Source organism: Streptomyces sp. FXJ1.172, assembly GCF_001636945.3.
Classification (GTDB): Bacteria; Actinomycetota; Actinomycetes; order Streptomycetales; family Streptomycetaceae; genus Streptomyces.
On record NZ_CP119133.2, the window covers coordinates 4,697,074 to 4,719,883 of the forward strand.

A 22,810-nucleotide genomic window follows, 5' to 3' on the forward strand; every position below is an offset into this window, starting at 1 on the left:
GTCAGCCCTCCTCCGGGCCACCGTTCTCCTTGTTGTCGGCGGCACCGGCCTGCTTCGCCTCGGTCTTGTCCTCGGCGCCCTCGGCCTTGACGGTCTGCGCGCCGGGCTGCGGCTCGGCGACGGCCACCCGCGCGGGGCGGATGGTGCGCTCGCCGATGCGGTAGCCGGGCTGCAGGATCGCCACGCAGGTCGTCTCGGTGACGTCCGGCGCGTAGCTGTGCATCAGGGCCTCGTGGATCGTCGGGTCGAAGGGCTCGCCCTCCTTGCCGAACTGCTGCAGGCCCATCTTGGCCGCGACGGTCTCCAGCGACTCGCCCACCGACTTGAAGCCGCCGACCAGTTCGCCGTGTTCCCGCGCGCGGCCGATGTCGTCGAGCACGGGCAGGAGTTCGGTCAGGAGGTTCGCGACGGCGATCTCCTTGACCGCGATCCGGTCCCGCTCGACGCGGCGGCGGTAGTTCTGGTACTCGGCCTGGAGTCGCTGGAGGTCCAGCGTGCGCTCGTTGAGCGCCGTGCGCACCTGGTCCAGCTGGGCCACCAGGCCCACGTCTGCGTTTCCGTCCCCGGCCGGGGCCGCCCCCTCCTCGGGGGCGGCCTTCGGCTCGGCGTCGTCGGGGGTCGCGCCGGAGGGGACGTCGGGCTTCTCCTCGAAGCCCGGGGTCTCCTCCGTCACGCGGCACCGTCCTTGCGCTCGTCGTCCACGATCTCGGCGTCGACGACATCGTCATCGGCCTTGGCACCGCCCGCGGCGGCGCCCTCCGGACCGCCGGCCTGCGCCTGCGCGGCCTGGGCGTCGGCGTACATGGCCTGGCCCAGCTTCTGCGAGACGGCCGCGACCTTCTCGGTGGCGGTGCGGATCTCGGCGGTGTCCTCGCCCTTGAGCTTCTCCTTCAGCTCGGCGACGGACTCCTCGACCTCGGTCTTGATCTCGCCCGGGACCTTGTCCTCGTTGTCCTTGAGGAACTTCTCCGTCTGGTAGACGAGCTGCTCGCCCTGGTTGCGGGTCTCGGCGGCCTCGCGGCGGCGGTGGTCCTCCTCCGCGTACTGCTCGGCCTCCTGGCGCATCCGGTCGACCTCGTCCTTCGGCAGCGAGGAGCCGCCGGTGACGGTCATCTTCTGCTCCTTGCCCGTGCCCAGGTCCTTGGCGGTCACGTGCATGATGCCGTTGGCGTCGATGTCGAAGGACACCTCGATCTGCGGGACACCGCGCGGGGCCGGCGGCAGACCGGTCAGCTCGAACATGCCGAGCTTCTTGTTGTACGCCGCGATCTCGCGCTCGCCCTGGTAGACCTGGATCTGCACGGAGGGCTGGTTGTCCTCGGCGGTGGTGAAGATCTCGGACCGCTTGGTCGGGATCGTCGTGTTCCGCTCGATGAGCTTGGTCATGATGCCGCCCTTGGTCTCGATGCCGAGGGACAGCGGGGTGACGTCGAGCAGCAGGACGTCCTTGACCTCACCCTTGAGGACACCGGCCTGGAGCGAGGCGCCGATGGCGACGACCTCGTCCGGGTTCACACCCTTGTTGGCCTCCTTGCCGCCGGTCAGCTCCTTGACGAGCTCGGCGACGGCGGGCATACGGGTGGAGCCACCGACGAGGACGACGTGGTCGATCTCGTTGATGGAGATGCCGGCGTCCTTGATGACGTTGTGGAACGGCGTCTTGCAGCGCTCCAGCAGGTCCGCTGTCAGCTGCTGGAACTGGGCCCGGGTGAGCTTCTCGTCCAGGTGCAGCGGGCCCTCGGCGGACGCGGTGATGTAGGGCAGGTTGATCGAGGTCTCGGTGGACGAGGACAGCTCGATCTTGGCCTTCTCGGCGGCCTCACGGAGGCGCTGCAGGGCCATCTTGTCCTTGGACAGGTCCACGCCGTGACCGGACTGGAACTGCTTGACCAGGTAGTCGACGACGCGCTGGTCCCAGTCGTCACCACCGAGGTGGTTGTCACCGTTGGTGGCCTTCACCTCGACGACGCCGTCGCCGATCTCCAGCAGGGACACGTCGAAGGTGCCGCCACCGAGGTCGAAGACGAGGATCGTCTGGTCGTCCTTGTCGAGGCCGTAGGCCAGCGCGGCGGCGGTCGGCTCGTTGACGATGCGCAGGACGTTCAGACCGGCGATCTCACCGGCCTCCTTGGTCGCCTGACGCTCGGAGTCGTTGAAGTAGGCCGGGACGGTGATGACCGCGTCGGTGACCTTCTCGCCCAGGTAGGCCTCGGCGTCGCGCTTCAGCTTCTGCAGGATGAAGGCGGAGATCTGCTGCGGGTTGAAGTCCTTGCCGTCGAGCTGGATCTTCCAGTCGGTGCCCATGTGGCGCTTCACCGAGCGGATGGTCCGGTCCACGTTCGTGACCGCCTGGCGCTTGGCGACCTCTCCGACGAGCACCTCGCCGTTCTTTGCGAAGGCGACGACGGACGGCGTGGTCCTGGCACCCTCGGCGTTGGTGATGACGGTGGGCTCGCCGCCCTCCAGAACGCTGACGACGGAGTTAGTCGTGCCCAGGTCGATGCCGACCGCACGTGCCATGGTTGATTCCTCCAGCTGACTTGAGTGGAACGGACTCAAGTGTGCACGACTCCCCGTGCCGGGTCAACAGACCTGAGTCGTAGGGGCTCAAGTCTTATCCGTTCCTTACACGCAACTGGCTGCTGACCTGCACGGACGTCACCCGCCGGGGCCGCTGGACAGGGATTCGAAGGAGTATGCCGACCGCCACCAGCGCCCCTCCGCCCACCCACAGCACCGCCTCCTCGCCGGTCCACCCGGTGTGCACGAGCACCCCCACGAGCACCGCGGAGAAGGAGCCGGCGCCCAGCAGCACCACGGAGCCCGGCGGGGTGAGCCCGAGCCTGCGCAGCCGGTGCGCGAGATGGTCGGGGCCGCGCCGCAGCAGCGGACGCCGGGCCAGCCACCGGGCGAGGACCACGAGGACGGCGTCGGCGAGGGCGACCGCGCCGAAGCAGCACACGACGGCCGCGCTCGGCCCGAGCCCGTACCCCGCGCGCGTGAGGACGAGCGACGACGACAGCAGGAACCCGGTGAACAGCGAGCCGCAGGCGCCGAGCCCGATCCGCGCGGGATGCCAGTTGTGCATCAGAAAGCCGGTGAGGGCGGCGGCGAAGACGCTCAGCAGAACGGCGAGTCCGTCCAGCACCTCGGCGGCGGCGCAGGCCCCGGCCCCGAACGCAGTGACCACCCCGACCGTCCCCGCCAGCCCGTCCACGTGATCGAGCCCCTTGAAGGCGAGCGAGGCGACGACGATCCAGCCGATGGCGAGAAGCCCGCCCGGCACACCCGTCTCGTCGTACGGCACCACGCAGGCCGCCGCCACGGCCGTACCCGTGACGAGCACGCGCGCGCGAAGCCGCCACACATCGGCGACCAGGCCCAGCCCGGCGAGCACGGCGGCGGCGACCAGCAGCCGGCCGACCCCGTCCCCGAGCGGGGCGATCCGGGTCCACTCGCCCACCCAGGCGACGAAACAGGTGACGATCACCACGGCGAGCCCGCCGAGCAGCGGCACGCGGCGCTGCATACGCCGGTCGACGATGCCCGCCCGCAGCGCGGGCCCCCTGAGCAGCGCCGCGAGGAGTGCGGCGAGCAGAAGGGCGGCGGTGGCGGCGGCGATCCCGTAGAGCACGGCTCTAAGGTAGGGGCGAATGTAGCAATTCGGTACGAATAACACGATCTGATGAGCCTCGGGATGACACGCATCACCCCGAGGCCTGCTGCGACCCGAAGGATGATGGGGGTAGTCTCAGACGGACTGCATAAGTTACCGCTTAGTAATATTGCTCAGTTCAAGGCCGCCTCAGGAGCCCCAATGCAACTCGCCGCGATCATCGTGTCGCTGGTCCTGATCGTGGTCGGCGTGGCTCTGTTCGGCCGCGCCCTCCTGCAGATCTTCAACTTCATGCGGTTGGGCCAGCCGGTTCCGGCCGGGACCAGGACCAACGACCCCGCACAGCGCACCGTCACCGTGGCCAAGGAGTTCCTCGGCCACACCCGCATGAACCGCTGGGGCGTCGTCGGGGTGGCGCACTGGTTCGTGGCGGTGGGCTTCTACACGCTGCTGCTGACGATCGTCAACGCCATCGGCCAGCTGTTCAAGGCCGACTGGATCCTGCCGGTCATCGGCGACTGGATGCCGTACAACGTCTTCGTCGAGTTCATCGGCACGACGACGGTCCTCGGCATCGCGGTCCTGGTCGTGATCCGCCAGCTGAGCAAGCCGAACAGGCCGGGCCGCAAGTCCCGCTTCGCAGGCTCCAGTTTCGGTCAGGCGTACTTCGTCGAGACCGTCATCCTCATCGTCGGCATCTGCATCTTCATGCTGCACGCGCTGGAGGGCGCCCAGCACCACGTCGACGGCTACGAGGCCTCCTTCTTCATCTCGTACCCGGTCGTGGCGTGGCTGAAGGGCATGGACGTCTCCACGCTCCAGAACCTCACCTACTTCTTCGCGGGTCTGAAGATCGCGACCTCCTTCATCTGGATGATCGTGGTCTCGCTGAAGACCGACATGGGCGTGGCCTGGCACCGCTTCCTGGCGTTCCCGAACATCTGGTTCAAGCGCAACGCGACCGGGGAGACCTCGCTGGGCGCGCTGCAGCCGATGACCTCGGGCGGCAAGCCGATCAACTTCGAGGACCCGGGCGAGGACGACGTCTTCGGCGTCTCCCAGGTCGAGCAGTTCTCCTGGAAGGGCCTGCTGGATTTCTCCACCTGCACCGAGTGCGGCCGCTGCCAGTCCCAGTGCCCCGCCTGGAACACCGGCAAGCCGCTGTCCCCGAAGCTGCTGATCATGTCCCTGCGGGACAACGCGCACGCCAAGGCGCCCTACCTGCTGGCCGGCGGCGGCAAGACCGCGGAAGGCGCGGAGAAGGCCTCCGAGGAGCAGCTGGCCGGCGTCCCCGCCGCCGCGCTGGCCGAGGCCGAGCGGCCGCTGATCGGCACCGCCGAGGAGAACGGCGTCATCGACCCCGACGTCCTGTGGTCCTGCACCACCTGCGGCGCCTGCGTCGAGCAGTGCCCCGTCGACATCGAGCACGTCGACCACATCGTCGACATGCGCCGCTACCAGGTCATGATCGAGTCCGCGTTCCCCTCCGAGGCGGGCACGATGCTCAAGAACCTGGAGAAGAAGGGCAACCCCTGGGGCCTGGCCAAGAAGCAGCGCCTGGAGTGGACCAAGGAGGTCGACTTCGAGGTCCCGGTCGTCGGCAAGGACATCGAGGACCTCACCGAGGTCGAGTACCTGTACTGGGTCGGCTGCGCCGGCGCCCTGGAGGACCGCGCCAAGAAGACCACCAAGGCCTTCGCCGAACTCCTGCACATCGCCGGCGTGAAGTTCGCCATCATGGGCGGCGACGAGAAGTGCACCGGCGACTCCGCCCGCCGCCTGGGCAACGAGCCCCTCTTCCAGGAACTCGGCATGGAGAACGTGGCGGCCCTGAACATGGCGTTCGGCGAGGACGACGAGGACGAGTCGACCAAGAAGCCGAAGTCCGCCAAGAAGATCGTCGCCACCTGCCCGCACTGCCTCAACACCCTCGGCAACGAATACCCCCAGCTCGGCGGCGACTACGAGGTCATCCACCACACCCAGCTGCTCCAGCACCTGGTCGACGAGGGCAAACTCGTCCCCGTCACCCCGGTCGAGGGCATCATCACCTACCACGACCCCTGCTACCTGGGCCGCCACAACAAGATCTACACGCCCCCGCGCGAGATCATCGGCAAGGTCCCGGGCCTCAGGAACGAGGAGATGCACCGCCACAAGGAACGCGGCTTCTGCTGCGGCGCCGGCGGCGCCCGCATGTGGATGGAAGAGCGCATCGGCAAGCGCATCAACAACGAACGCGTCGATGAAGCCCTGTCGTTGAACCCCGACATCGTGTCGACGGCCTGCCCGTTCTGCCTCGTCATGCTCACCGACTCCGTCAACGGCAAGAAGAACGAGGGAACGGCCAAGGAATCCATCCAGGTCGTCGACGTCGCCCAGCTCCTCCTCGACTCCGTCAGGACCCCCGTCGACCCCGCCGGCGAGCCCGAGACCGAGAACGCACCGGAGCCCGAACCCGTCAAGTAGACCGGGCCGTCACGTCGGACGCCCCCCATGTCCGCCACGGACACGGGGGGCGTCGTCGTGTGCGAGGCAGTGGCCTACTCGGACTTGGGCCCCGCCTGCTGCACCACCTCGAAGGACCACAGGGTGGAGCCGGAGGCCGCCGGCTTCGGACGCTCGCCCTCCGCCCCGCCCTGGTGCGCGGCCTTCATCGGCCCCTCCAGCCAGGCCTGGAAGGACGCCTCGTCCCGCCAGCGCGTGTACACGAGGTAGGTGTCGGTCCCCTCGACGGGACGCAGCAGCTCGAACCACTCGAAGCCGTCGGAGTTCTCCACCGCGTGGGCACGCGAGGCGAACCGCTTCTCCAGCACCTCCCGCTGCTCGGCGGGCACGGTCAGCACGTTGATCTTCACTACGCTCATGCCACCATCCTGGCGCAGTCCGGTTCGGCAGGCCGTATCGGCACCGGCAGTCACACCGGTCCCGCGCATTCACCGTGGCGGGCGACTTCCTGGGACGGCCTTACCGGCAAACCCTGGAAATCCCCGGGTCCGCCGCCTGACGGCCCCTTAGGGGATGTCACAGGTCGGCCGCAAAGCCGGGCCCGGAAGCCCGGGCCCGGCACGTCACTCTCCGGGACCAGGTACGTTCGATGACGTGGCTGGATTCAGGATCGGACGCGGGGGCCGGGACAACCGCACCCCCCAAGGACAGCAGGCACCGCAGGCCCCGTCGAACGGCCGGCCGGGACCGCGGTACGGGCAGCCCGCGGGGCCCTCGTACGGACGCCCGTCGGGCCCGTCGTACGGCTACCCGCCGGCGCCGCAGCCGCCGTACCCGCACCAGGGACAGCAGTCGTACCCGCCGCGGGGACAGCAGCAGCCGTACCCCCGGCAGGGACAGCCGTACGGCTACCCGGGCCCGGGCGAGGACGGCCCGGAGTATTTCGGCGACGGCGGCCATCCGGGCGGGCAGGGCGCGCCGGACCCGTACGCGGCCAACAACCCGGGCCACACCCAGGCGTTCTCGGTCGACGAGGCCGCCGGCTACACCCAGGGCGCGACCTACCAGGCCGGCTCGGCCGCCGCGCCCGCGGCCCCGACCGGCCCGCCGCTGCACTGGAAGGAGCTGCTGAAGGGGATCGTCTTCTCCCCCGACCAGACGTTCCTGCGCATGCGGGACTACACGATGTGGGCCCCTGCGCTCATCACCACGTTCCTCTACGGCCTGCTCGCCGTCTTCGGCTTCGACGGCGCCCGCAAGGACGCGATCGGCGCCACGCTGTCCAACGCGGTCCCGATCGTGCTGATCACGGCGGTCGTGATGGTGCTGGGCCTGTTCGTCCTCGGCGTGGTCACCCACACCCTGGCCCGCCAGCTCGGCGGCGACGGCGCCTGGCAGCCGACGGTCGGCCTGTCCATGCTGATCACGGCCCTGACGGACGCGCCCCGCCTTGTGGTCGCCATGTTCGCCGGCGGCAACGCGAGCTTCGTGCAGCTGCTCGGCTGGGCCACCTGGATCGGCGCGGGCGCGCTGCTGACCCTGATGGTCTCCCGCTCCCACGACCTGCCCTGGCCGAAGGCGCTGGGCGCGTCGGCGATCCAGCTGATCGCCCTGCTGTCGATAGTGAAGCTGGGCACGTTCTAGTACGCGCGACCGGTCCGTGCGACGGCGCGGGAAAGGGCCTCCGGCAGGCAGCCGGAGGCCCTTTCCCGTACCCGGAGTCCTCGGGGTTCAGGCGTCGAGAACCTGCCCGGCCCGCTTCACGACGGGGGGCAGGACACTCCACGGGAAGTTGATCCAGTCGTCCGTGCGCTTCCACACGTACTCGCACTTCACCAGCGAGTGGGACTTCTCATAGATGACCGCGGAGCGCACCTCGGCGACGGTGTCGAGGCAGAAGTCGCGTACGAGCTTCAGGGTCTTGCCGGTGTCCGCGACGTCGTCGGTGATCAGTACCTTCTTGTCGGAGAAGTCGATCACGTTGGGGACGGGCGCGAGCATGACGGGCATCTCGAGCGTCGTCCCCACACCGGTGTAGAACTCGACGTTCACGAGGTGGATGTTCTTGCAGTCGAGGGCGTAGGCGAGCCCACCCGCGACGAACACCCCGCCCCGGGCGATGCTGAGCACGATGTCGGGCTCGTACCCGTCGTCGGCGATGGTCTGCGCCAGCTCGCGGACGGCGCCACCGAACCGCTCGTAGGTCAGGTTCTCCCGCACGCCCTGCGTGTCACTCATGCCGCTGTCGCCCTCATACCTGGGTCCGATGGAAATTGACGTAGGACCGCGAAGCGGTCGGCCCGCGCTGCCCCTGGTACCGGGAGCCGTAGCGCTCACTGCCGTACGGGAACTCGGCGGGCGAGGTCAGCCGGAACATGCACAGCTGGCCGATCTTCATCCCGGGCCAGAGCTTGATGGGCAGCGTGGCGAGGTTGGACAGCTCGAGGGTCACATGCCCGCTGAAGCCGGGGTCGATGAACCCGGCGGTGGAGTGGGTGACCAGCCCCAGCCGCCCGAGCGAGGACTTCCCCTCGAGCCGCGAGGCGAGATCGTCGGGGAGCGTGATGACCTCGTACGTGGAGGCGAGCACGAACTCCCCGGGATGAAGAATGAACGGCTCGTCCCCCTCGGGCTCCACGAGCCGCGTCAGGTCGGGCTGCTCGATCGAGGGGTCGATGTGCGGGTACCGGTGGTTCTCGAACACCCGGAAGTACCGGTCCAGCCGTACGTCGATGCTCGACGGCTGCACCATGGAATGGTCATAGGGATCGATCCGTACCCGCCCGGCGTCGATCTCGGCCCGGATGTCCTTGTCTGAGAGAAGCACGTAGCGAGGATACGCAAGGCGCGCGGAGCCGTGACAATCGTGACGGCCCTGCGCGCCCGGTAACTGTCGGTGCAATATCCGCTACTGCCCCACGCTTCTAGCGCTTCTCCAGGGCGACCGGCACCACACTGCGGAGCCGGGCGCACCCGGGACACCTCATGAGCCGGCCGGGGCCGAGCCGCTCGGCCTGCTGCATCGGGAACGAAGCGGTGCTGAAGACGTGCCCGTCCGCACAGCGGACGACGGTGCGTTCCATCAAGTCCCTTAAGTCCCTTCCCCAAGAGCCCCGTCGGGCGTACCGCCCTGACGACAAAAGCCACATTACGGGATCAAAGAGACGACTCTCCAGGCGGCACTCCGCCCCGCCCGACCCTCCCCAAGGCCTCCACCGTACGCCCCAACTCCGCCCGCCCGCAGCCGGATCCCACCCCTGAAACAACCTCAGACCCCCGGGACCCGGACACCAGGGGTCCGCGATGATGTAAAGTGAGCAGCGTCCGGACATCGACTCGTCGGAGCCGGTGGTCTGTACTTACGCGGGTGTAGTTTAATGGTAGAACATCAGCTTCCCAAGCTGAGAGCGCGAGTTCGATTCTCGTCACCCGCTCCATGTGAAACCCCCAGGTCGGAGACCCGGGGGTTCTTCGTTGTCTAGACCATTTTTCTGTGACCTGTGCCACCTAAAGGCGTCGAGGTGGCGAAGTCGCATACGCCAAGCGCCAGTTCGCGCTGGCGTCGGCTGCGGATGAGAGTGACTACCCGGCCTGGTCCTTGAGGCGCGCCGGGGCCGGCCAGCCCTGCAGCCCGCCGACGGCAGCGGACCACCCGTTCAGAATCTGGCGTTTCCTGAGTGAACAGCGGGGCCCCAGTGGTCGCAGCGCCCAGGACGCCGGTGGTGCTGTAGTCACCGACGTCGGCCAGGAGGCTCGCGGTGCCGATCACTGTGCCACCGGCGCCCGGGCAGCAGCAGCGTTCCCAGCAGCACCATCGTGATCAGGTCAGCGGCAGGCCACCAGCAGTGCCCGCGCGGCGGAGCCGGCGTCGTTGCCGAACAGCCGCCCGCCCGGCAGCTCGGTGGCGTCGACGAACAGCAGGACGGCCAGGATGACCTCGGCCACATGCTGAGCGACCTCTGCGCGGCGACATTCCCTACGCCCCTGCCCCCGCTCCTTCCGCGGTGCCGACCGAGCCCGGTCCGAAGGAGACGTCCGCACCAAGTCCGGCGGACGGGAATCGGTCAAGGCGGAAAATCTGTGGCTCTTCGCGGCAACCTTTTCGGCCTCCCGGACCACTCAGTGTCGTCCGGCCAGGTGGTCCGGTCAGATGCACAGCTGAAAGAGAGCACAGACATGCCCCTTGAACGAGAGCACAGACATGTCCCCAGCCCGCCCACGTCAGCGGTGGCGTCCCAAGCCGGCGGCCGCCATGCCGACGGCCACGCCCGCGGTGGTCGCCCGAAGCATCGTGGCCGTCGGTTGCTCGCGCGTCGGGGTTTCTGGGCGGGCCTCGTCATGGTGGTCGTGGCCGGCTCCGCCGTTGTGGTCAACCAGGCTTCGGCGCAGCAAACCCTGGATCTGAAGAAGTGGTACGTGCTGGTCAACCGCAACAGCGGCAAGGTGCTGGACGACCGCACCTTCGCCACGAACGACGGCGCGGCGGTGGTGCAGTGGAGCCGTCACGGCGGGGCCAACCAGCAGTGGCGGCTCATCGACGCGGGTGACGGGTACTACCGGCTGCAGAACCGGAACTCCGGCAAGGTGCTGGACGACCTCGGCTGGTCGAAGACCGCCGGCTCCGCCGTCGTGCAGTGGAAAGACCTGAACGGCACCAACCAGCAGTTCAAACTGGCGAAGTCGCCGGACGGCTACGTGCGTTTGATCAATCGCTTCAGTGGCATGGCCGTCGAGGTCCACAACGCCGCCAAGGCTGATGGGGGCGACGTCGTCCAGGATCGCGACCGGGGCCGCGCCGATCAGCAATGGCAACTCGTCCCGGCCGGGAGTCTCGGTACACAGCCGTCCTCTCCCACCCCCAGTGACGGCAGCTCGACGACACGTTTCATGGGCAGTAGCACGGTGCTCATCGGCGGCTCGATGTCCGACGCCTCGGCGACCGCCGCGCCGTTCGACGTGCGGTACGCCTATGTGCACAGCCAGCCCGCGCCCTCGTCGGCCTACTACTCGGCATCGCTCTGCCAGGCCGCGTGGTCGAGCTGGTGGGGCTGCTGGAACGGCAGCACCACGGCGCCCGGCACTTACGTGACCTGGCGGGACACCGTGGCGGCCCACGCGACGTACAAGGGCAGCCCGCGCCCGCAGAAGATGCTCTGGACGTGGTACTCGTTGCGCGACCTCGGGGACGCGGCAGGCCAGGGTGATGGTCCGGGCGAGGTCGTGGCCATCAACCGGCTTGACCTGCTCACCCGGTACATGAACGACTACCGTTTCTTCCTCCAGAAGATCGGCAACTCGAACGACATGATCGACCTCGAACCCGACTTCTGGGGCTACGTCCGGTCGCTCGGCGATCCGCACAAGGTTGCCGCCCAGGTCTCGGCCGCGAACCCGACCGATTGCGGATCGCAGGAGAACAGCGCCGCCGGACTCTCCCGCTGCCTGATCTCGATGGCGCACAAGTACGCGCCGAACACCGCCGTGGGCCTCCACCTCACCTGCTGGGACTGGCAGAACAACGCCCAGGGATGCGTCAAGGACTACGCGAGCCTCGGGGCACAGAATGCCGACTTCCTGGTCACCGACGTGTCGGACCGCGACGCAGGCTGGTACGCACAGCCGGCCCACGGCGGCAGTGACCACTTCTGGACCGACCAGAAGGCCGCCGCCGCGCTGCAGTTCTACAAGACGATGGCCGAGTCCGTGGGCAAGCCGGTGGTCCTGTGGCAGATCCCCGTGGGCAACATGACGCAGAACAACACCCTCAACCATTACAAGGACGACAAGGTGGACTGGTTCTTCGCGCACATGGACCAGGTCGCGAACGCCCATGTCGCCGGCCTGCTCTTCGGTCCAGGGCAGCAGGAACAGACCACGGTCGAGTCCGACGGCGGAAACCTGATCAGCAAGACCATCGCCTACCACAACTCAGGTGGCACAGCACTCAAGTAGGCGAAGGCACGAATGCGCCCCCATCTCTCCGATGGGGGCGCATTCGTCATCTTCGTCGGGCTCAGCGGGTGGAGGTGCTCACGCCGTAGACCGCTCGTCTACGCGCCGGCGCACTGCACCCGATCGCGATCACCGTTGATCAGGCGGGTCAGCGCTGCAGGGTGAGGACACCCGGCCGCCACGGCAGCCGGTCGTAGGGGCCGGTCGCCGTGGGGGACTTGCCCTGGTAGAGGAACTGCAGGTGGCAGGGGTCGATGGTCATGGTCTGGTCGGGGTTGTTGCGGACCAGGTCACCGTGGCTGATGTCGTTGGTCCAGGTGGCGCCGCTGTTGGCCTTGCCCGCGAAGGGGTTGCTCTCGCCGGCGGCCTGCGGGGTCCACGAGCCGTTCAGGCTGGAGGCCGTGAACGAGCGGAAGTAGCGCTGCTCGTTCGCCCCCCGCGCCTCGACGATCATGAGGTACTGGTTCTGGCCCTGGACCTTGTAGACCTGCGGCGCCTCGAACAGGTTCTTCACCGTGTCGCTCATGACCGTCGTGTACGACGAGCCGAAGTTGCCCGGGAAGTTACCGATCGGCATGCTCGCCCGGTAGATGCTGCCGTTGTCGCCGGCGAAGAACAGGTAGATGTTCTGGTCGTCGGCGATCAGGGTCTGGTCGATCGGGGCGGCGCCGCCGGGGAGGCTGCCGGTGAACAGCGCCTGCGGCGCGGACCAGCCGCCCGGGTTGGTGGGGTCGCTGGAGGTGCGGTAGACGAAGGGCGACGCGCCCCACTGGGACGCCAGCACCCAGATCTTCTTGGGCGCGAAGTAGAACAGCGTGGGCGCCACCGCGGACTGGCTCATCCCGGTCTGACCGGCCGACGCCATGTCCGACCAGTTCGTGAAGGGCCTGAACATCATCGAGCCGTACGACGATCCCGACACGTTCGACGCGTAGACCAGGTGCTTGCCTTTGTACGTCACGTCGGTGAAGTCCTTCACCGCGTCCCACCCGTTCGCGGGCTGCGCCAGCGCACCCGTCGATGTCCACCGGTACGTCGACGGAAGAGCACACGCGCCGCTCGTCGGCCTGGGCGTCGCGGTCCTGAGGCTCCAGTGCTGGTTGGCGCCGCCGGCCGAGTCCCAGACCTGGACGGGAGTGCCGTTGGCGGTCCGGCCGCCGGGGATCCCCAGCGCCCGGCCGCTGGCGACGTCGGTCAGTGTGTAGGAGCCGTCGTCGTTCTGGCGGGCTCGCCAGTGCTGGTTGGCGCCACCGTTGGAGTCCCAGACCTGCGTCCTCGTCCCGTTGCCGGTCTGGTTGCCCGGCTCGTCCAGTACCCGGCCGCTGGCGACGTTGGTGAACGTGTAGGAGCCGTCGCTGTTCCGGCCGGCCCGCCACTGCTGGTTGGAGGCACCGCTGGCGTCCCACACCTGGAGCGGGGTGCCGTTGCCCTTGTATCCCGCGGGCTCGTCGAGAACGCGTCCGGCGGCCACGTCGGAGAGCGTGTAGACCGCCCCGGAGGTGATGCCGCCCCCGTCCGGCGTGCCGCCGCCGCTGCTGCCGCCCAGGGCGGTGAGTACCGCGCCGTAGGCGGGCTTCCTGTTGCCGCCCGCGTCGAACAGCAGCGGGTTCTCACCGGTGCGCCAGGAGTCACTGTCCCTGATCCCCCACACCGTGATGCCCGTGCAGCGGGCGACGTTCATGCACGCCTGGACGGCGCCTGCGTACGCCGTCGGTGACGCCTGGGCGATGTCGAGTTCGGTGATCTGGACGTCCACGCCGAGCGCGGCGAACTTGGACAGTGTGGTCTGGTAGCTGGCCGGCGGGCCGCCTGCGCCGAAGTGGCTCTGGAAGCCGACGCAGTCGATGGGCACACCGCGGGACTTGAAGTCCTTGACCATCGCGTAGACGCCCTGCGTCTTGGCGTCGGTCCAGTTCTCGATGTTGTAGTCGTTGTAGCAGAGCTTGGCCGAGGGGTCGGCGGCCCGGGCCGTGCGGAACGCCTCCTCGATGAAGCCGTTGCCCAGCACGTCCTGGAAGACCGAGCTTCGGTGCTGGCCGCTGCCGCCGTCGGCGAAGGCTTCGTTGACCACGTCCCAGGCGTAGATCTTGCCCTTGTAGTGGGTCATCTCGGTGGTGATGTGGTTGTCCATCACGCTGCGCAGGGTGCCTGCGTCGGTGATGGACTTGACCCAGCCGGGCAGTTGGGAGTGCCAGACCAGGGTGTGGCCGCGCATTCGCTGGCCGTGCGCGGCGGCGTGGCCGACGATCGAGTCGGCCGGGCCGAAGTTGAAGGTGCCGCGGGACGGTTCGGTGGTGTCCCACTTCATCTCGTTCTCCGGGGTGATCATGTTGAACTCCCGGTCGAGGATCGTGGAGTACGTCGAGTCGCCGAGCCTGCCCGAGGACACTGCCGTACCGACGTAGCGGCCGCTGCCGGCCGCCGCGGCGGCCAGGGTGGCCGGCGTGCGGGCATTCGGCGTGCGGGCGGCCTGGGCGACCAGCGGTACGGCAGCACCAGCGGCGGCGAGGACCACGGCGGCGGCGAGCACGCGGCGGGTTGCCGGACGGCGGCGATGAGAGCGGTTCTGATCTGACAACGGCATGTCCTTCTGGCACAACGGGCCTTGATCCGGCCCCGGTTACCCGCCAGTTGCCGCCACGCACACAAAGGTTGCCGCGATCGAGGGAAGGATTTTCACGGCCGCCGTCACCATCCCCACCCAGTGCCACGACGACCCGCCGGCCGCCATGGAGGCCGCCTACGGCCTTCACCGGGTCGGGACGAACCCTCCCCGGACCGACGCGGAGCCGCCCGAACCCTGCGCGTCGACGCGGTAGCCGTCGCCCGCGGCACTGCGCACGCCGGTGCCGTTGTTGAACTGGGCGGCGAACTCATAGCTCCCGGCCGGCACGGTCAGGCCCGGCTTGAGGACCCAGCGGTAGACCAGGGTGCCGCCGGCCTCCTGGGCGGTGACGGTGAAATCAGCACTCGGCAGGGTCTGCCAGGTACCGGTGATCTTCACCCCGCCGCTCTGCACGATCCGCATCTCGATCGTGAGCGAGGTGAGCGGCTGGGTCGTCTTGAGGGCGAGGTTGCTCTGCGTCCAGTAGACGGTGCTGTGCGGGTCCACCGAGCCGGCCGACCACAGCGGCCCGTTCTGGCTCTCGCCGGCGGTCGGCGATGGACTGGTGGCCGACGGAGTCGGGCGCGCGCTGCCCGGGTTGGTGACCGGGGCCGGCGCGGCAGGGGTGGGGCGAGCCGATGTCGGGCGCGGGGAGCCGGCGGTCGGGGACGGGGTGGCAGGCGTGGTCACGGTGGCCGGCGGCGACGAGTGCGCGACGATGGCGGCGACGGCGAGGCCGCCGGTCGCCAGGATGCCGGTGGCGGCGAGCCCGGCGAGCGCGACCCTGGTCCCGGACCTCGCGAACGGCCTGGCGCGGTGACGGACGGCGGGGCCGGCCATGCCGCGTTGCACCCGGGCCAGCATCCTCGCACGGTCGGGCCGGTGGGCCTCGGCGGCCTCGCGCAGCCGACGGGCGATCTCCTCGTTCACCGGTTCCTCCTCCCTGCCACCAGGTCCCCGACCGCTCGCGCGCCCAGTATCCTTTCCAGCTCGGCCATTCCCTTCGAGGTCTGGCTCTTCACCGTACCGACCGATACGCCCAGCGCTGCCGCCGTGTCCTTCTCCGACAGGTCGAAGGCGTGCCGCAGCACCACACAGGCGCGCTTGCGGAACGGCAGCCGGGCGAGCGCCGCGCGGACGTCCAGCACGGCCGCCATGTCCGGCCCCTCCACCTTCTCGGGGCTGCGGGACCAGAACAGTGTGATCCGGAGTCGCTCGCGCACCGCGCTGCGGATGCGTCCCCGTGCCAGGTTGGCCACCACACCGCGGGCGTAGGCGAGCGGGTGGTCGGCCTGCCGCAACCGGTCCCAGCGCTGCCACAGGGCGACGAGGGCATCCGCCGCGAGGTCGTCCGCCGCGTCACTCTCGCCGGTCAGCAGGTGTGCTAGACGGGCGAGTTCGGCATAGTGGCGTTCGAAGAATTCGTGGAACTCCGCGGACGCGTCATCGAGGACCATCCCCCGGTCGCCCTCTCCTGGCAATGACGTGCGCGTTGGTTGCGCGTTTAACAATAGGGGCGGCAGCCTAACAGTGCCCAGCCCGGGATTCGAACAGCGGCCGTGCTCGGTTGCGGGCCGGTGAAGGCTGACCGGCAGGCTGGTCAATGCCGGGCGAACTGGACGCCGGTCGGCTGCGCGACGTCCGGCCGCACGGCGATGCCGTCGACGGTCAGCCGCTCCCCGTAGATGTCGGTGATCCTGAGCGCCCCGCCGCAGCCGGTGCCATCGGCGGACAGGAAGTAGTTGTAGTCGGTGCGGGGCAGCTGCCGCCAGCCGCCGGCGGCCCGCACCTCCAGCGCGGCCACCGGGTTCCGGTGGCCGATCACCTGGATCCCGCACCACCACTTGGTGGACCCGGTCTTGTACCGGATGGCGATCGTGCCCGGCAGGTCCGGGCTCAGCAGCGACCAGGTGATCGGGAGCCGGCCCACCGACAGGTCGGCGAGCTTGGCGAACGCCTGTCGGCTGAGGTCGAGTTGCCCCGGCGCGCAGGGCCACGGGCATTCGTTGACGATCCGTACCGTGATGGAGGCCCCGCTTGCCGCGCGGACCAGCACGTAGGCCCCGCACGCCTTGGCCGACTCGTAGTCGGTGACGTTCATTGCCGCGATCATCAGGTCGCCGGAAGGCCCGTACAGGCAGGAGCCGCTGCCGTCGCCAGCGGCGTAGGCGGTGGCGATTCCCTGGTAGCTGACGGCCGGTTTGATCCGTCCGGCCAGGGCCGCCGCCCTGGAGTTCGCGGTCGCTGTGCTCCTGGCCGAGGCCGTCGCAGTGGCCGAGATCGAAGGCGACGGCGTGGCCGAGGCCGGGATCGTGGGACTGGCCGAGGCCGTGGGCTGCACCGTCGCACCCGCACCGCCGCCCGCCGCAGCCCCGGCATCGGGCGGGGCGGCCGCCCGCGCGCCTGCGGCAGACGCGTCGGCTGCCCTTCCGGCACCGGTTCCGCTCCCGGGGAGGACGGTCAGGGCCAGGCACGCCAGCACACCGACGACCAGCAGCCCCAAGGGAATACCCGTGCCCAGTCCGCGCCTGCGCCACGACTGCGGCGCGGCATGCTTCGTTGCCCTCATGCCCGTCCATCCGGTAGTTCGACTCGGCCTTCCGGCTCCCAGTTGCCGCAAGAGACGAGAAGGTTGCCGCCCCGACACTGATTTCCCGGCGACCGGTGCACCGCACGAAAGGGATCCGAAGAACATCGGACACGGCGGCAACCTTCCATCCCGAGCGGCCACCTAGGGGTGCACCAACCACGGCGAGCCGCAGTCAGCGGCGCCACGCCACCCTGGCGCTCAGCGCGGGCGCCGCGCCGGCCGTCGACATCACGGTGGATGCCGGTACCCCCGTGGGTACCGCGTCCAGCAGCGGTGTCGGCCTCAACACGGCCGTCTACGACGCCTACATGAATGACACCGAGGCGGCGTCGCCTGCATCCAGTTGCTTTCAAGCGGGGGCGCGACACCTGGTGGCTTCAACTCCGGAAGCCATGAAGCGATCGATGCCGCGCATCTTGTCAAACATTAAACGGACTTCTAGAGTCCGGCGCTGGAGGGAGCATGGGACCACTCCCCCGCCTCATGTCATCCGAGCAAGGGAACCGCGATGTCATCTGCACTTCCCAGGCCGGGACGCCTGATAGTTGCCGCCCTGGCGGCGCTGTCACTGCTTCTCCTGGGACAGCAAGCCCACGCGGCGTCCTGGGGAGCCCCCCAGACCATCAACTCGTGGAACACCATCAACGGACGGTGGACCGCCAACAACGAGCTGGAGACCTACACCCCCGACTGCGTCTGGTACGAGGGGAACACCCTTGTCGTCAAGACCTACAGGTCGGGCAGCACGTACTACTCGGGCCGCGTGGAGTCCAAGGCTCTCTATGGCTACGGCACTTACAGCTTCACCGCGAACATGCCGGGCGGCCAGGGCCTCCTTCCTGCGGTATGGGCGGCCTACCTGAATCCGTGGCTGCCCGAGTTCGACGCCGCCGAAATCGTCGGCCAGAACCCGAACACCGTCTACCAGACCTCCCACGACACCAACAACGCCCAGACCCAGTTCTCGAGGACGAATTCTGCGGGCTGGACCAACGCGTACCACACGTACTCGTTCACCTGGTGGCCCGATCACATCGACTTCGCCGTGGACGGCACCATCACCGGCACCAAGTGGTACACCACCGCCCCGGGTGTCGGGATGCACTTCATCGTCGACACCGCCGTCGGCGGCGACTGGCCGGGCAACCCCAACGACTCGACATGGGCCACAGCGGACGGCGCGAGGTACCTGAAGGTCTCCTCGATCACGTACACCCCGTACCAACCGTGAGGGCTCCGCCTCAGGACCCGAACCGGAGGATTGCCGAGACCGTGCCCGCCGGCTTGGCCGGGCGCCGTCCACGGAAACGTGGCGTGAGCGCGAGTTCGATTCTCGTCACCCGCTCCAGAGAGAAACCCCAGGTCAGTGGCCTGGGGTTTGTTTGTTGTCCAGTCCAATTTGAGATGACCCCCATCCTTTGAGGACAGGGTCTACTTCTGCGACAAGAGGAAAATTCTTGCACGCACGGTGATGACGCGGATACATTCTGCATCTTGAGCGACTTGCTCGATGTCCTCGCGTTGTGTGGAACGGCTCCTCGGCCGGAGGCAGTTGGCCGAGTCGAGCAGCCGGGCCGCTTCCCGTGCAGGAGGCACGACGGTCACGTCCTGCCTGCCTTCAGACGGTCGGCGTGTGGCTCGAACGGCACCAGACGTCCCGGAGCAATCACGCCGCGGATCGACACGGGTGGAGGTCGGCGGCTCGCATGTCCGCGCTCTCGCTCGGTCGGGCCCTCGCGTCCGGCAGACAGACGCAGATGTGCCGATGCCCCGCATCGGCCCCGGCTCACCTGGAGTGCCGTTCCATGCCCCCGCGCCAACCAGACGCAGTCCCGATCACTCTCGCAGGGGACGAGGTCTTCCTGATCACGAATGTCCTTCGACAGGCCGCCGCGGAATGCTCAGCCGACACGACACCCGACGCGCGACTCGACGACGGGGTCACCCTCGGCCGGCTGGCCGCCCACTGGGCCGGCATCGTGGAACGGCAACCCGGCCGCGAAGCCGCCTGCCTCGACGCCGGCGGTACCAGCCTGGTGACGGTGCCGCAGAACCGAGAAGCCTGGTACCAAGTCCGCGCGGCGCTCAGCGACCACGCCGCGCAGGTCTCCCGCTCCGCGGAACTCGACGGACTCACGCAGCATGAGGTGCTCCGAGAACAGGCGCACAGCGCACTGCTCCTGGCGGACAGGATCGCGGAGGCGACACATGGCTGGTGACTCCTTGACCGCCAGTGCCCCCGTGGCCTCGTCCGACTCGGCATCGGCCGGCGTCTCCGCCGTCGACATGGAGGGCGGCTGGCAGCCCGCGAAGTGGCCCCTGCCCCGCGTCGCCGCAGTCGACAACCTGGCCGCCGCGCTCTCCAGCCGAGGATTCACCGACGGGGTCGTCCGCGTCCTCTCCCACGCGGCCGTACGACCGGACGAGCTGCGACGAAAGCTGGCCGACCCGGCCGAACTGCGGGTCCAGGGCGGCACTTTGCTCATCGTCGAGACTCGTCTGTGGTCCGCTGCCGTGGTGCCGCACCCGGCCAATCCCCGGGAGTACGGCCGCCGGAGCTACGCGTTGGGCGGGGCAGCCGCGAACCTGCGCGTGCTGCCCGAGCCGACCACGAGCCGGGAGGGACTCGCGGAACTGGAGATCCTGGTGGACAGCCCCAGCACCCTCGCACAGCGCCTGGAGGACGCCCAGGGCCGGCTGGCCAAGGAGAATCCGCTCGGCGAGGACGTCGCAGTCGATGGCGTGCTGCAGCCTCTCACCGTCGTCCCCATGACGGTGCGCCACCGGGACGGATACCGTTCGGCTCCCTTGCTGATCGCGGCCGACGGCTCGAGCCGTATCAGCGCGGTGCACGATCTCCTCGGCTACGCACCCTCGAAGGTCGCGTACGAGTGGAGCAGAGACAGCCGACTGTTCCGGAGAGAGGTCAACCGGTGGATCCGGCTGGTCCAGAAGCTGGGCTGGGAGAATCTCAGCGACTCGGAGCAGCAGAGGGTCCGCGTCCTCACCGTGCCCACCCGTGTGGTGATCGGGTTCCGGCCCAACGAGCGGACGAACCTCCCCTTCCACACCGCCGTCCGGAACTTCATCGGCCTGACCCACATCCGCCCTCCGAAGCCCTACGGCTCGGCGGTGGAGAACGAAGCCAAGGCCGATGCCGTGCTCGACACCCTCGCCCAGCCCACGCGTACCCGGCCCGCCCGCATCACCGAACTCGAGAAGCAGTGGTTCGCCGGGGTGGTGACCCATGAGGAGGCCATCGACGAAGGCTTCAGCCCGCACCGCGACGTCCGGGCGGCGGAGGTCCTCCGCGCCGTGCTGGGCAGCAGCGCCAGACGGCGCGTCAACGACGGCATCCGCTCCCTGACCGCCAAGCAGAAGCCCACGCGGGAGGACCGGGTCGACATCGCCGTCGAGTTGATCATCCGCCCGTACCGCACCGAGATGAACGATCTCGTCCAGTTTGTCCGACCGCGCCGCGCCGTCCTCCAACGCGCCTACCGGCTGAAGGAGATCGACCAGCACATGACGGCCGATCTGCGGCTGGAGGGGGCGGCCGACGGTGATGCGTCGCTGGAGCGTCTGCGCGACGACGCCCTGGAGGAGGTGGAGTACGGACTCGGTGACAACGGAGAACTCGGGCCGGCGCAGACCGAACTGGCGGTGAAGGCTTGCTACTACATGGCGGTCGCGGATCCCATGGCGTTGCAGCGTGAAGTGTTCGGGGGGGCCGGCCACGAGGACGACCGCAGCCCGGCGACCGTCCTGCGCGCCATGCTGTCCCGTAGCCGCGGCGTTCACCAGGCGTACGAGGTCGTACGGGCCGGCCGACGCGGTGAGAGGCTTTACGAGGTCGATGAAAAGGGGGCGCGGGTCTTCTCGTCCGGGGGCGAGCCGCGCGAACTGACCGACGCCCTGGTGCGTCACGCCTACAACGGCGAGTCGGCCACGGGCTTTCCCGCAGCCGCCGGCTTCACAGCGGCGAGTCGCCACTGGGCGGACGTGCGGGCGAAGGTCGACGAGTTGACGAGAGCGGTGGACGCCATGGCAGCCGTCCCCGTCGACGAAGGCGGACGCAGCCTCGTCGAGAGGGACGGCTGGGACGACGTACAGATCGCGGAGCTGCGGCGGAGACTCGACCGGAGCGATCGCAAGCTGGCCACCTGGGCGGACACGTACGACTCCAACAGACAGGCCGCTCAGGAGCAGGCGGACGAGGACCAGACATCCTCTCTCCCCGGTGCACTCCAGTAATGACTTCGCCAAGCTTTCCCGAAGACGACTCCGCGCGGTTGTTAGGTAAGGCTTCCCTGTCTTACGGTCTGTGGGCTTTCCGTGCACGTCAGACCGGAGTCCCCATGTCCAGCGGCAACATCGTCCTGCTCGGCGCCATCGCAGGCTTCACCATCTACCTCGGCCTGCCCGTCGGCCGTCTGCGCAGGCCCACCCCCCGTCTCAGGGCCGCCCTCAACGCCGTGGCCATCGGCATCCTGATCTTCCTCGTGTGGGACGTGCTGGCCCACGCCTGGGAGCCGGTCGACGAGGCACTGGGCAAGCACGCGTGGGCCACGGTCGCCTCTGGAGGTGCCACTCTGGCCGCCGGCCTGGCCATCGGGCTGGCCGGACTCGTGCACTACGACGCCTGGATCGCCCGCCGCCGGGCGGCCGCCGCACGGCCGGCGGGACCCGGTGCCGCCGCCTCCACCGAGCTGGCGCCGAAGACCCGCAGCCAGGCCGCCTCGCTCGCCCTGATGATCGCCACCGGCATCGGCCTGCACAACTTCGCCGAGGGGCTCGCCATCGGCAACTCCGCCGCCCAGGGCGAACTCTCCCTCGCCGTCCTGCTGATCATCGGCTTCGGCCTGCACAACGCCACCGAAGGCTTCGGGATCGTCGCCCCGCTGGCCGCCGAGGGCGAGCGCCCCTCCTGGCCGACCCTGCTGTGGCTCGGCCTGATCGGCGGCGGCCCCACGTTCCTCGGCACGCTCGTCGGCCAGCACCTCGTCGACGACACCCTGTCGATCGCGTTCCTCGGCCTCGCCGCGGGCTCGATCCTCTACGTCGTCATCGAACTGCTGGCCGTCGCCCGCAGGACCGGTCTGAAGACCCTCACCACCTGGTGCATCCTCCTCGGCCTCCTGCTCGGCTTCGCCACGGACGCCGTCGTCACGGCCGCGGGTGCCTGAACCGGGGCGCACCGGCTCCCCGGGGCGTGAGAGTCGGGGGCGGTCGCGGAGGGCGCGGCCGGGTGCGCGGCGTCCGGCTGCGGGACGAACGGGGCGCTGATGCCGGGGCCGCCCAGCATGGTGCTGATCAGCAGGGCGACATAGCCGCCGGCGGGGACCACCAGCAGCCGGGCGGCGCGCAGCACACGGCGCTGGCGGCGCCCCGAGGCATCCACGAAGACCGGCCGCACCGGCTCGCTCTCCGGCGCCTGCGGCCCCGGACCCGGACCCGGCCAGGGTTCCAGTGCCGGTTCCGGCACGAACGCGAAGGGGAGGGGCTGGGTGTCGGCCTGCGGGTACGGCACGGTGAGGGTGTCACCGTGGGCGGCGCCCCACGCCGTCGGGTACGGCTGCGGCCACTGCGCGTGCCGCAC

At 69.1% G+C, this 22,810-nt stretch carries 18 protein-coding genes and 1 tRNA gene; 8 read left to right on the top strand and 11 right to left on the bottom strand.

The window, feature by feature from the left end:
• Position 1: 1 nt before the first annotated feature.
• The 3 genes from grpE to A6P39_RS20925 form a co-directional block, all read right to left on the bottom strand.
• On the bottom strand, positions 2–673 hold the full coding sequence (gene grpE / locus A6P39_RS20915; RefSeq protein ID WP_067042134.1) for a nucleotide exchange factor GrpE: 672 nt from the start codon (positions 671–673) through the stop codon (positions 2–4).
• On the bottom strand, positions 670–2,520 hold the full coding sequence (gene dnaK, locus A6P39_RS20920; protein ID WP_067042137.1) for a molecular chaperone DnaK: 1,851 nt from the start codon (positions 2,518–2,520) through the stop codon (positions 670–672). The genes grpE and dnaK overlap by 4 nt, the downstream gene beginning before the upstream one ends.
• 94 nt (positions 2,521–2,614) lie before the next feature.
• On the bottom strand, positions 2,615–3,634 hold the full coding sequence (locus A6P39_RS20925) for an MraY family glycosyltransferase (RefSeq protein ID WP_067042140.1): 1,020 nt from the start codon (positions 3,632–3,634) through the stop codon (positions 2,615–2,617).
• 183 nt (positions 3,635–3,817) lie between these two features.
• Here A6P39_RS20925 and A6P39_RS20930 point away from each other — a divergent pair, with 183 nt between their 5' ends.
• Positions 3,818–6,085, top strand: coding sequence for a (Fe-S)-binding protein (locus A6P39_RS20930; RefSeq protein ID WP_275883885.1), 2,268 nt, complete (start codon positions 3,818–3,820; stop codon positions 6,083–6,085).
• Between the two features lie 74 nt (positions 6,086–6,159).
• Here the strand turns inward: A6P39_RS20930 and A6P39_RS20935 are convergent, their stop codons facing one another.
• Complete coding sequence (locus A6P39_RS20935; RefSeq protein ID WP_067041642.1) at positions 6,160–6,483, bottom strand: antibiotic biosynthesis monooxygenase family protein; 324 nt, start codon at positions 6,481–6,483, stop codon at positions 6,160–6,162.
• 154 nt (positions 6,484–6,637) lie between these two features.
• On the opposite strand from A6P39_RS20935, the gene A6P39_RS20940 reads away from it, so the two are divergent.
• Entirely contained in the window at positions 6,638–7,708 is a 1,071-nt protein-coding gene (locus A6P39_RS20940) for a Yip1 family protein (RefSeq protein ID WP_199840719.1), read from the top strand.
• A gap of 87 nt (positions 7,709–7,795) precedes the next feature.
• Here the strand turns inward: A6P39_RS20940 and A6P39_RS20945 are convergent, their stop codons facing one another.
• The 3 genes from A6P39_RS20945 to A6P39_RS20955 form a co-directional block, all read right to left on the bottom strand.
• Complete coding sequence (locus tag A6P39_RS20945; RefSeq protein WP_067041648.1) at positions 7,796–8,302, bottom strand: phosphoribosyltransferase; 507 nt, start codon at positions 8,300–8,302, stop codon at positions 7,796–7,798.
• Between the two features lie 13 nt (positions 8,303–8,315).
• On the bottom strand, positions 8,316–8,891 hold the full coding sequence (gene dcd, locus A6P39_RS20950; protein WP_067041651.1) for a dCTP deaminase: 576 nt from the start codon (positions 8,889–8,891) through the stop codon (positions 8,316–8,318).
• Between the two features lie 97 nt (positions 8,892–8,988).
• Positions 8,989–9,147 carry a hypothetical protein gene (locus tag A6P39_RS20955; protein ID WP_199840720.1) on the bottom strand — a complete coding sequence of 53 codons (159 nt, stop codon included), beginning with the start codon at positions 9,145–9,147 and terminating at the stop codon, positions 8,989–8,991.
• A gap of 280 nt (positions 9,148–9,427) precedes the next feature.
• On the opposite strand from A6P39_RS20955, the gene A6P39_RS20960 reads away from it, so the two are divergent.
• Positions 9,428–9,501, top strand: a tRNA-Gly gene (locus A6P39_RS20960).
• An 865-nt stretch (positions 9,502–10,366) separates the two neighbouring features.
• Positions 10,367–12,016 (top strand): RICIN domain-containing protein, encoded by a 1,650-nt coding sequence (locus A6P39_RS20965; protein WP_443052902.1) that lies wholly within the window; start codon positions 10,367–10,369, stop codon positions 12,014–12,016.
• A 148-nt stretch (positions 12,017–12,164) separates the two neighbouring features.
• Here A6P39_RS20965 and A6P39_RS20970 read toward each other — a convergent pair whose 3' ends face one another.
• From A6P39_RS20970 to A6P39_RS20985, 4 genes are all read right to left on the bottom strand, one after another.
• Positions 12,165–14,600 (bottom strand): non-reducing end alpha-L-arabinofuranosidase family hydrolase, encoded by a 2,436-nt coding sequence (locus A6P39_RS20970; protein ID WP_275883886.1) that lies wholly within the window; start codon positions 14,598–14,600, stop codon positions 12,165–12,167.
• A 165-nt stretch (positions 14,601–14,765) separates the two neighbouring features.
• Positions 14,766–15,551: a hypothetical protein gene (locus A6P39_RS20975; protein ID WP_067057199.1), complete on the bottom strand. Its 786-nt coding sequence runs from the start codon at positions 15,549–15,551 to the stop codon at positions 14,766–14,768.
• Positions 15,548–16,078 carry a SigE family RNA polymerase sigma factor gene (locus tag A6P39_RS20980; protein ID WP_067057196.1) on the bottom strand — a complete coding sequence of 177 codons (531 nt, stop codon included), beginning with the start codon at positions 16,076–16,078 and terminating at the stop codon, positions 15,548–15,550. Before A6P39_RS20980 ends, A6P39_RS20975 begins: the two co-directional genes overlap by 4 nt.
• Before the next feature lie 143 nt (positions 16,079–16,221).
• Entirely contained in the window at positions 16,222–17,190 is a 969-nt protein-coding gene (locus A6P39_RS20985; protein ID WP_067057193.1) for an expansin EXLX1 family cellulose-binding protein, read from the bottom strand.
• 529 nt (positions 17,191–17,719) lie between these two features.
• Between A6P39_RS20985 and A6P39_RS20990 the strand changes: the two genes are divergently transcribed.
• From A6P39_RS20990 to A6P39_RS21005, 4 genes are all read left to right on the top strand, one after another.
• A complete protein-coding gene (locus A6P39_RS20990; protein ID WP_067057190.1) occupies positions 17,720–18,442 on the top strand; it encodes a glycoside hydrolase family 16 protein in 723 nt (240 codons plus the stop codon).
• 574 nt (positions 18,443–19,016) lie between these two features.
• Positions 19,017–19,430 carry a hypothetical protein gene (locus A6P39_RS20995; protein ID WP_067057187.1) on the top strand — a complete coding sequence of 138 codons (414 nt, stop codon included), beginning with the start codon at positions 19,017–19,019 and terminating at the stop codon, positions 19,428–19,430.
• Entirely contained in the window at positions 19,420–21,465 is a 2,046-nt protein-coding gene (locus A6P39_RS21000) for a hypothetical protein (RefSeq protein WP_159396222.1), read from the top strand. Before A6P39_RS20995 ends, A6P39_RS21000 begins: the two co-directional genes overlap by 11 nt.
• Before the next feature lie 104 nt (positions 21,466–21,569).
• Complete coding sequence (locus A6P39_RS21005) at positions 21,570–22,397, top strand: ZIP family metal transporter (RefSeq protein WP_067057181.1); 828 nt, start codon at positions 21,570–21,572, stop codon at positions 22,395–22,397.
• Positions 22,398–22,810: the final 413 nt, after the last annotated feature.

Bases quoted from the DNA above. Each gene is read 5' to 3' on its own strand.
- dnaK (WP_067042137.1), bottom strand. From the start codon at position 2,520: ATGGCACGTGCGGTCGGCATCGACCTGGGCACGACTAACTCCGTCGTC.
- A6P39_RS20945 (WP_067041648.1), bottom strand. From the start codon at position 8,302: ATGAGTGACACGCAGGGCGTGCGGGAGAACCTGACCTACGAGCGGTTC.
- A6P39_RS20940 (WP_199840719.1), top strand. From the start codon at position 6,638: ATGTCACAGGTCGGCCGCAAAGCCGGGCCCGGAAGCCCGGGCCCGGCA.
- A6P39_RS21005 (WP_067057181.1), top strand. From the start codon at position 21,570: ATGTCCAGCGGCAACATCGTCCTGCTCGGCGCCATCGCAGGCTTCACC.
- A6P39_RS20990 (WP_067057190.1), top strand. From the start codon at position 17,720: ATGTCATCTGCACTTCCCAGGCCGGGACGCCTGATAGTTGCCGCCCTG.
- A6P39_RS20985 (WP_067057193.1), bottom strand. From the start codon at position 17,190: ATGAGGGCAACGAAGCATGCCGCGCCGCAGTCGTGGCGCAGGCGCGGA.
- A6P39_RS20995 (WP_067057187.1), top strand. From the start codon at position 19,017: ATGCCCCCGCGCCAACCAGACGCAGTCCCGATCACTCTCGCAGGGGAC.
- A6P39_RS20935 (WP_067041642.1), bottom strand. From the start codon at position 6,483: ATGAGCGTAGTGAAGATCAACGTGCTGACCGTGCCCGCCGAGCAGCGG.
- A6P39_RS20930 (WP_275883885.1), top strand. From the start codon at position 3,818: ATGCAACTCGCCGCGATCATCGTGTCGCTGGTCCTGATCGTGGTCGGC.
- A6P39_RS20980 (WP_067057196.1), bottom strand. From the start codon at position 16,078: ATGGTCCTCGATGACGCGTCCGCGGAGTTCCACGAATTCTTCGAACGC.
- A6P39_RS21000 (WP_159396222.1), top strand. From the start codon at position 19,420: ATGGCTGGTGACTCCTTGACCGCCAGTGCCCCCGTGGCCTCGTCCGAC.
- A6P39_RS20955 (WP_199840720.1), bottom strand. From the start codon at position 9,147: ATGGAACGCACCGTCGTCCGCTGTGCGGACGGGCACGTCTTCAGCACC.
- A6P39_RS20970 (WP_275883886.1), bottom strand. From the start codon at position 14,600: ATGCCGTTGTCAGATCAGAACCGCTCTCATCGCCGCCGTCCGGCAACC.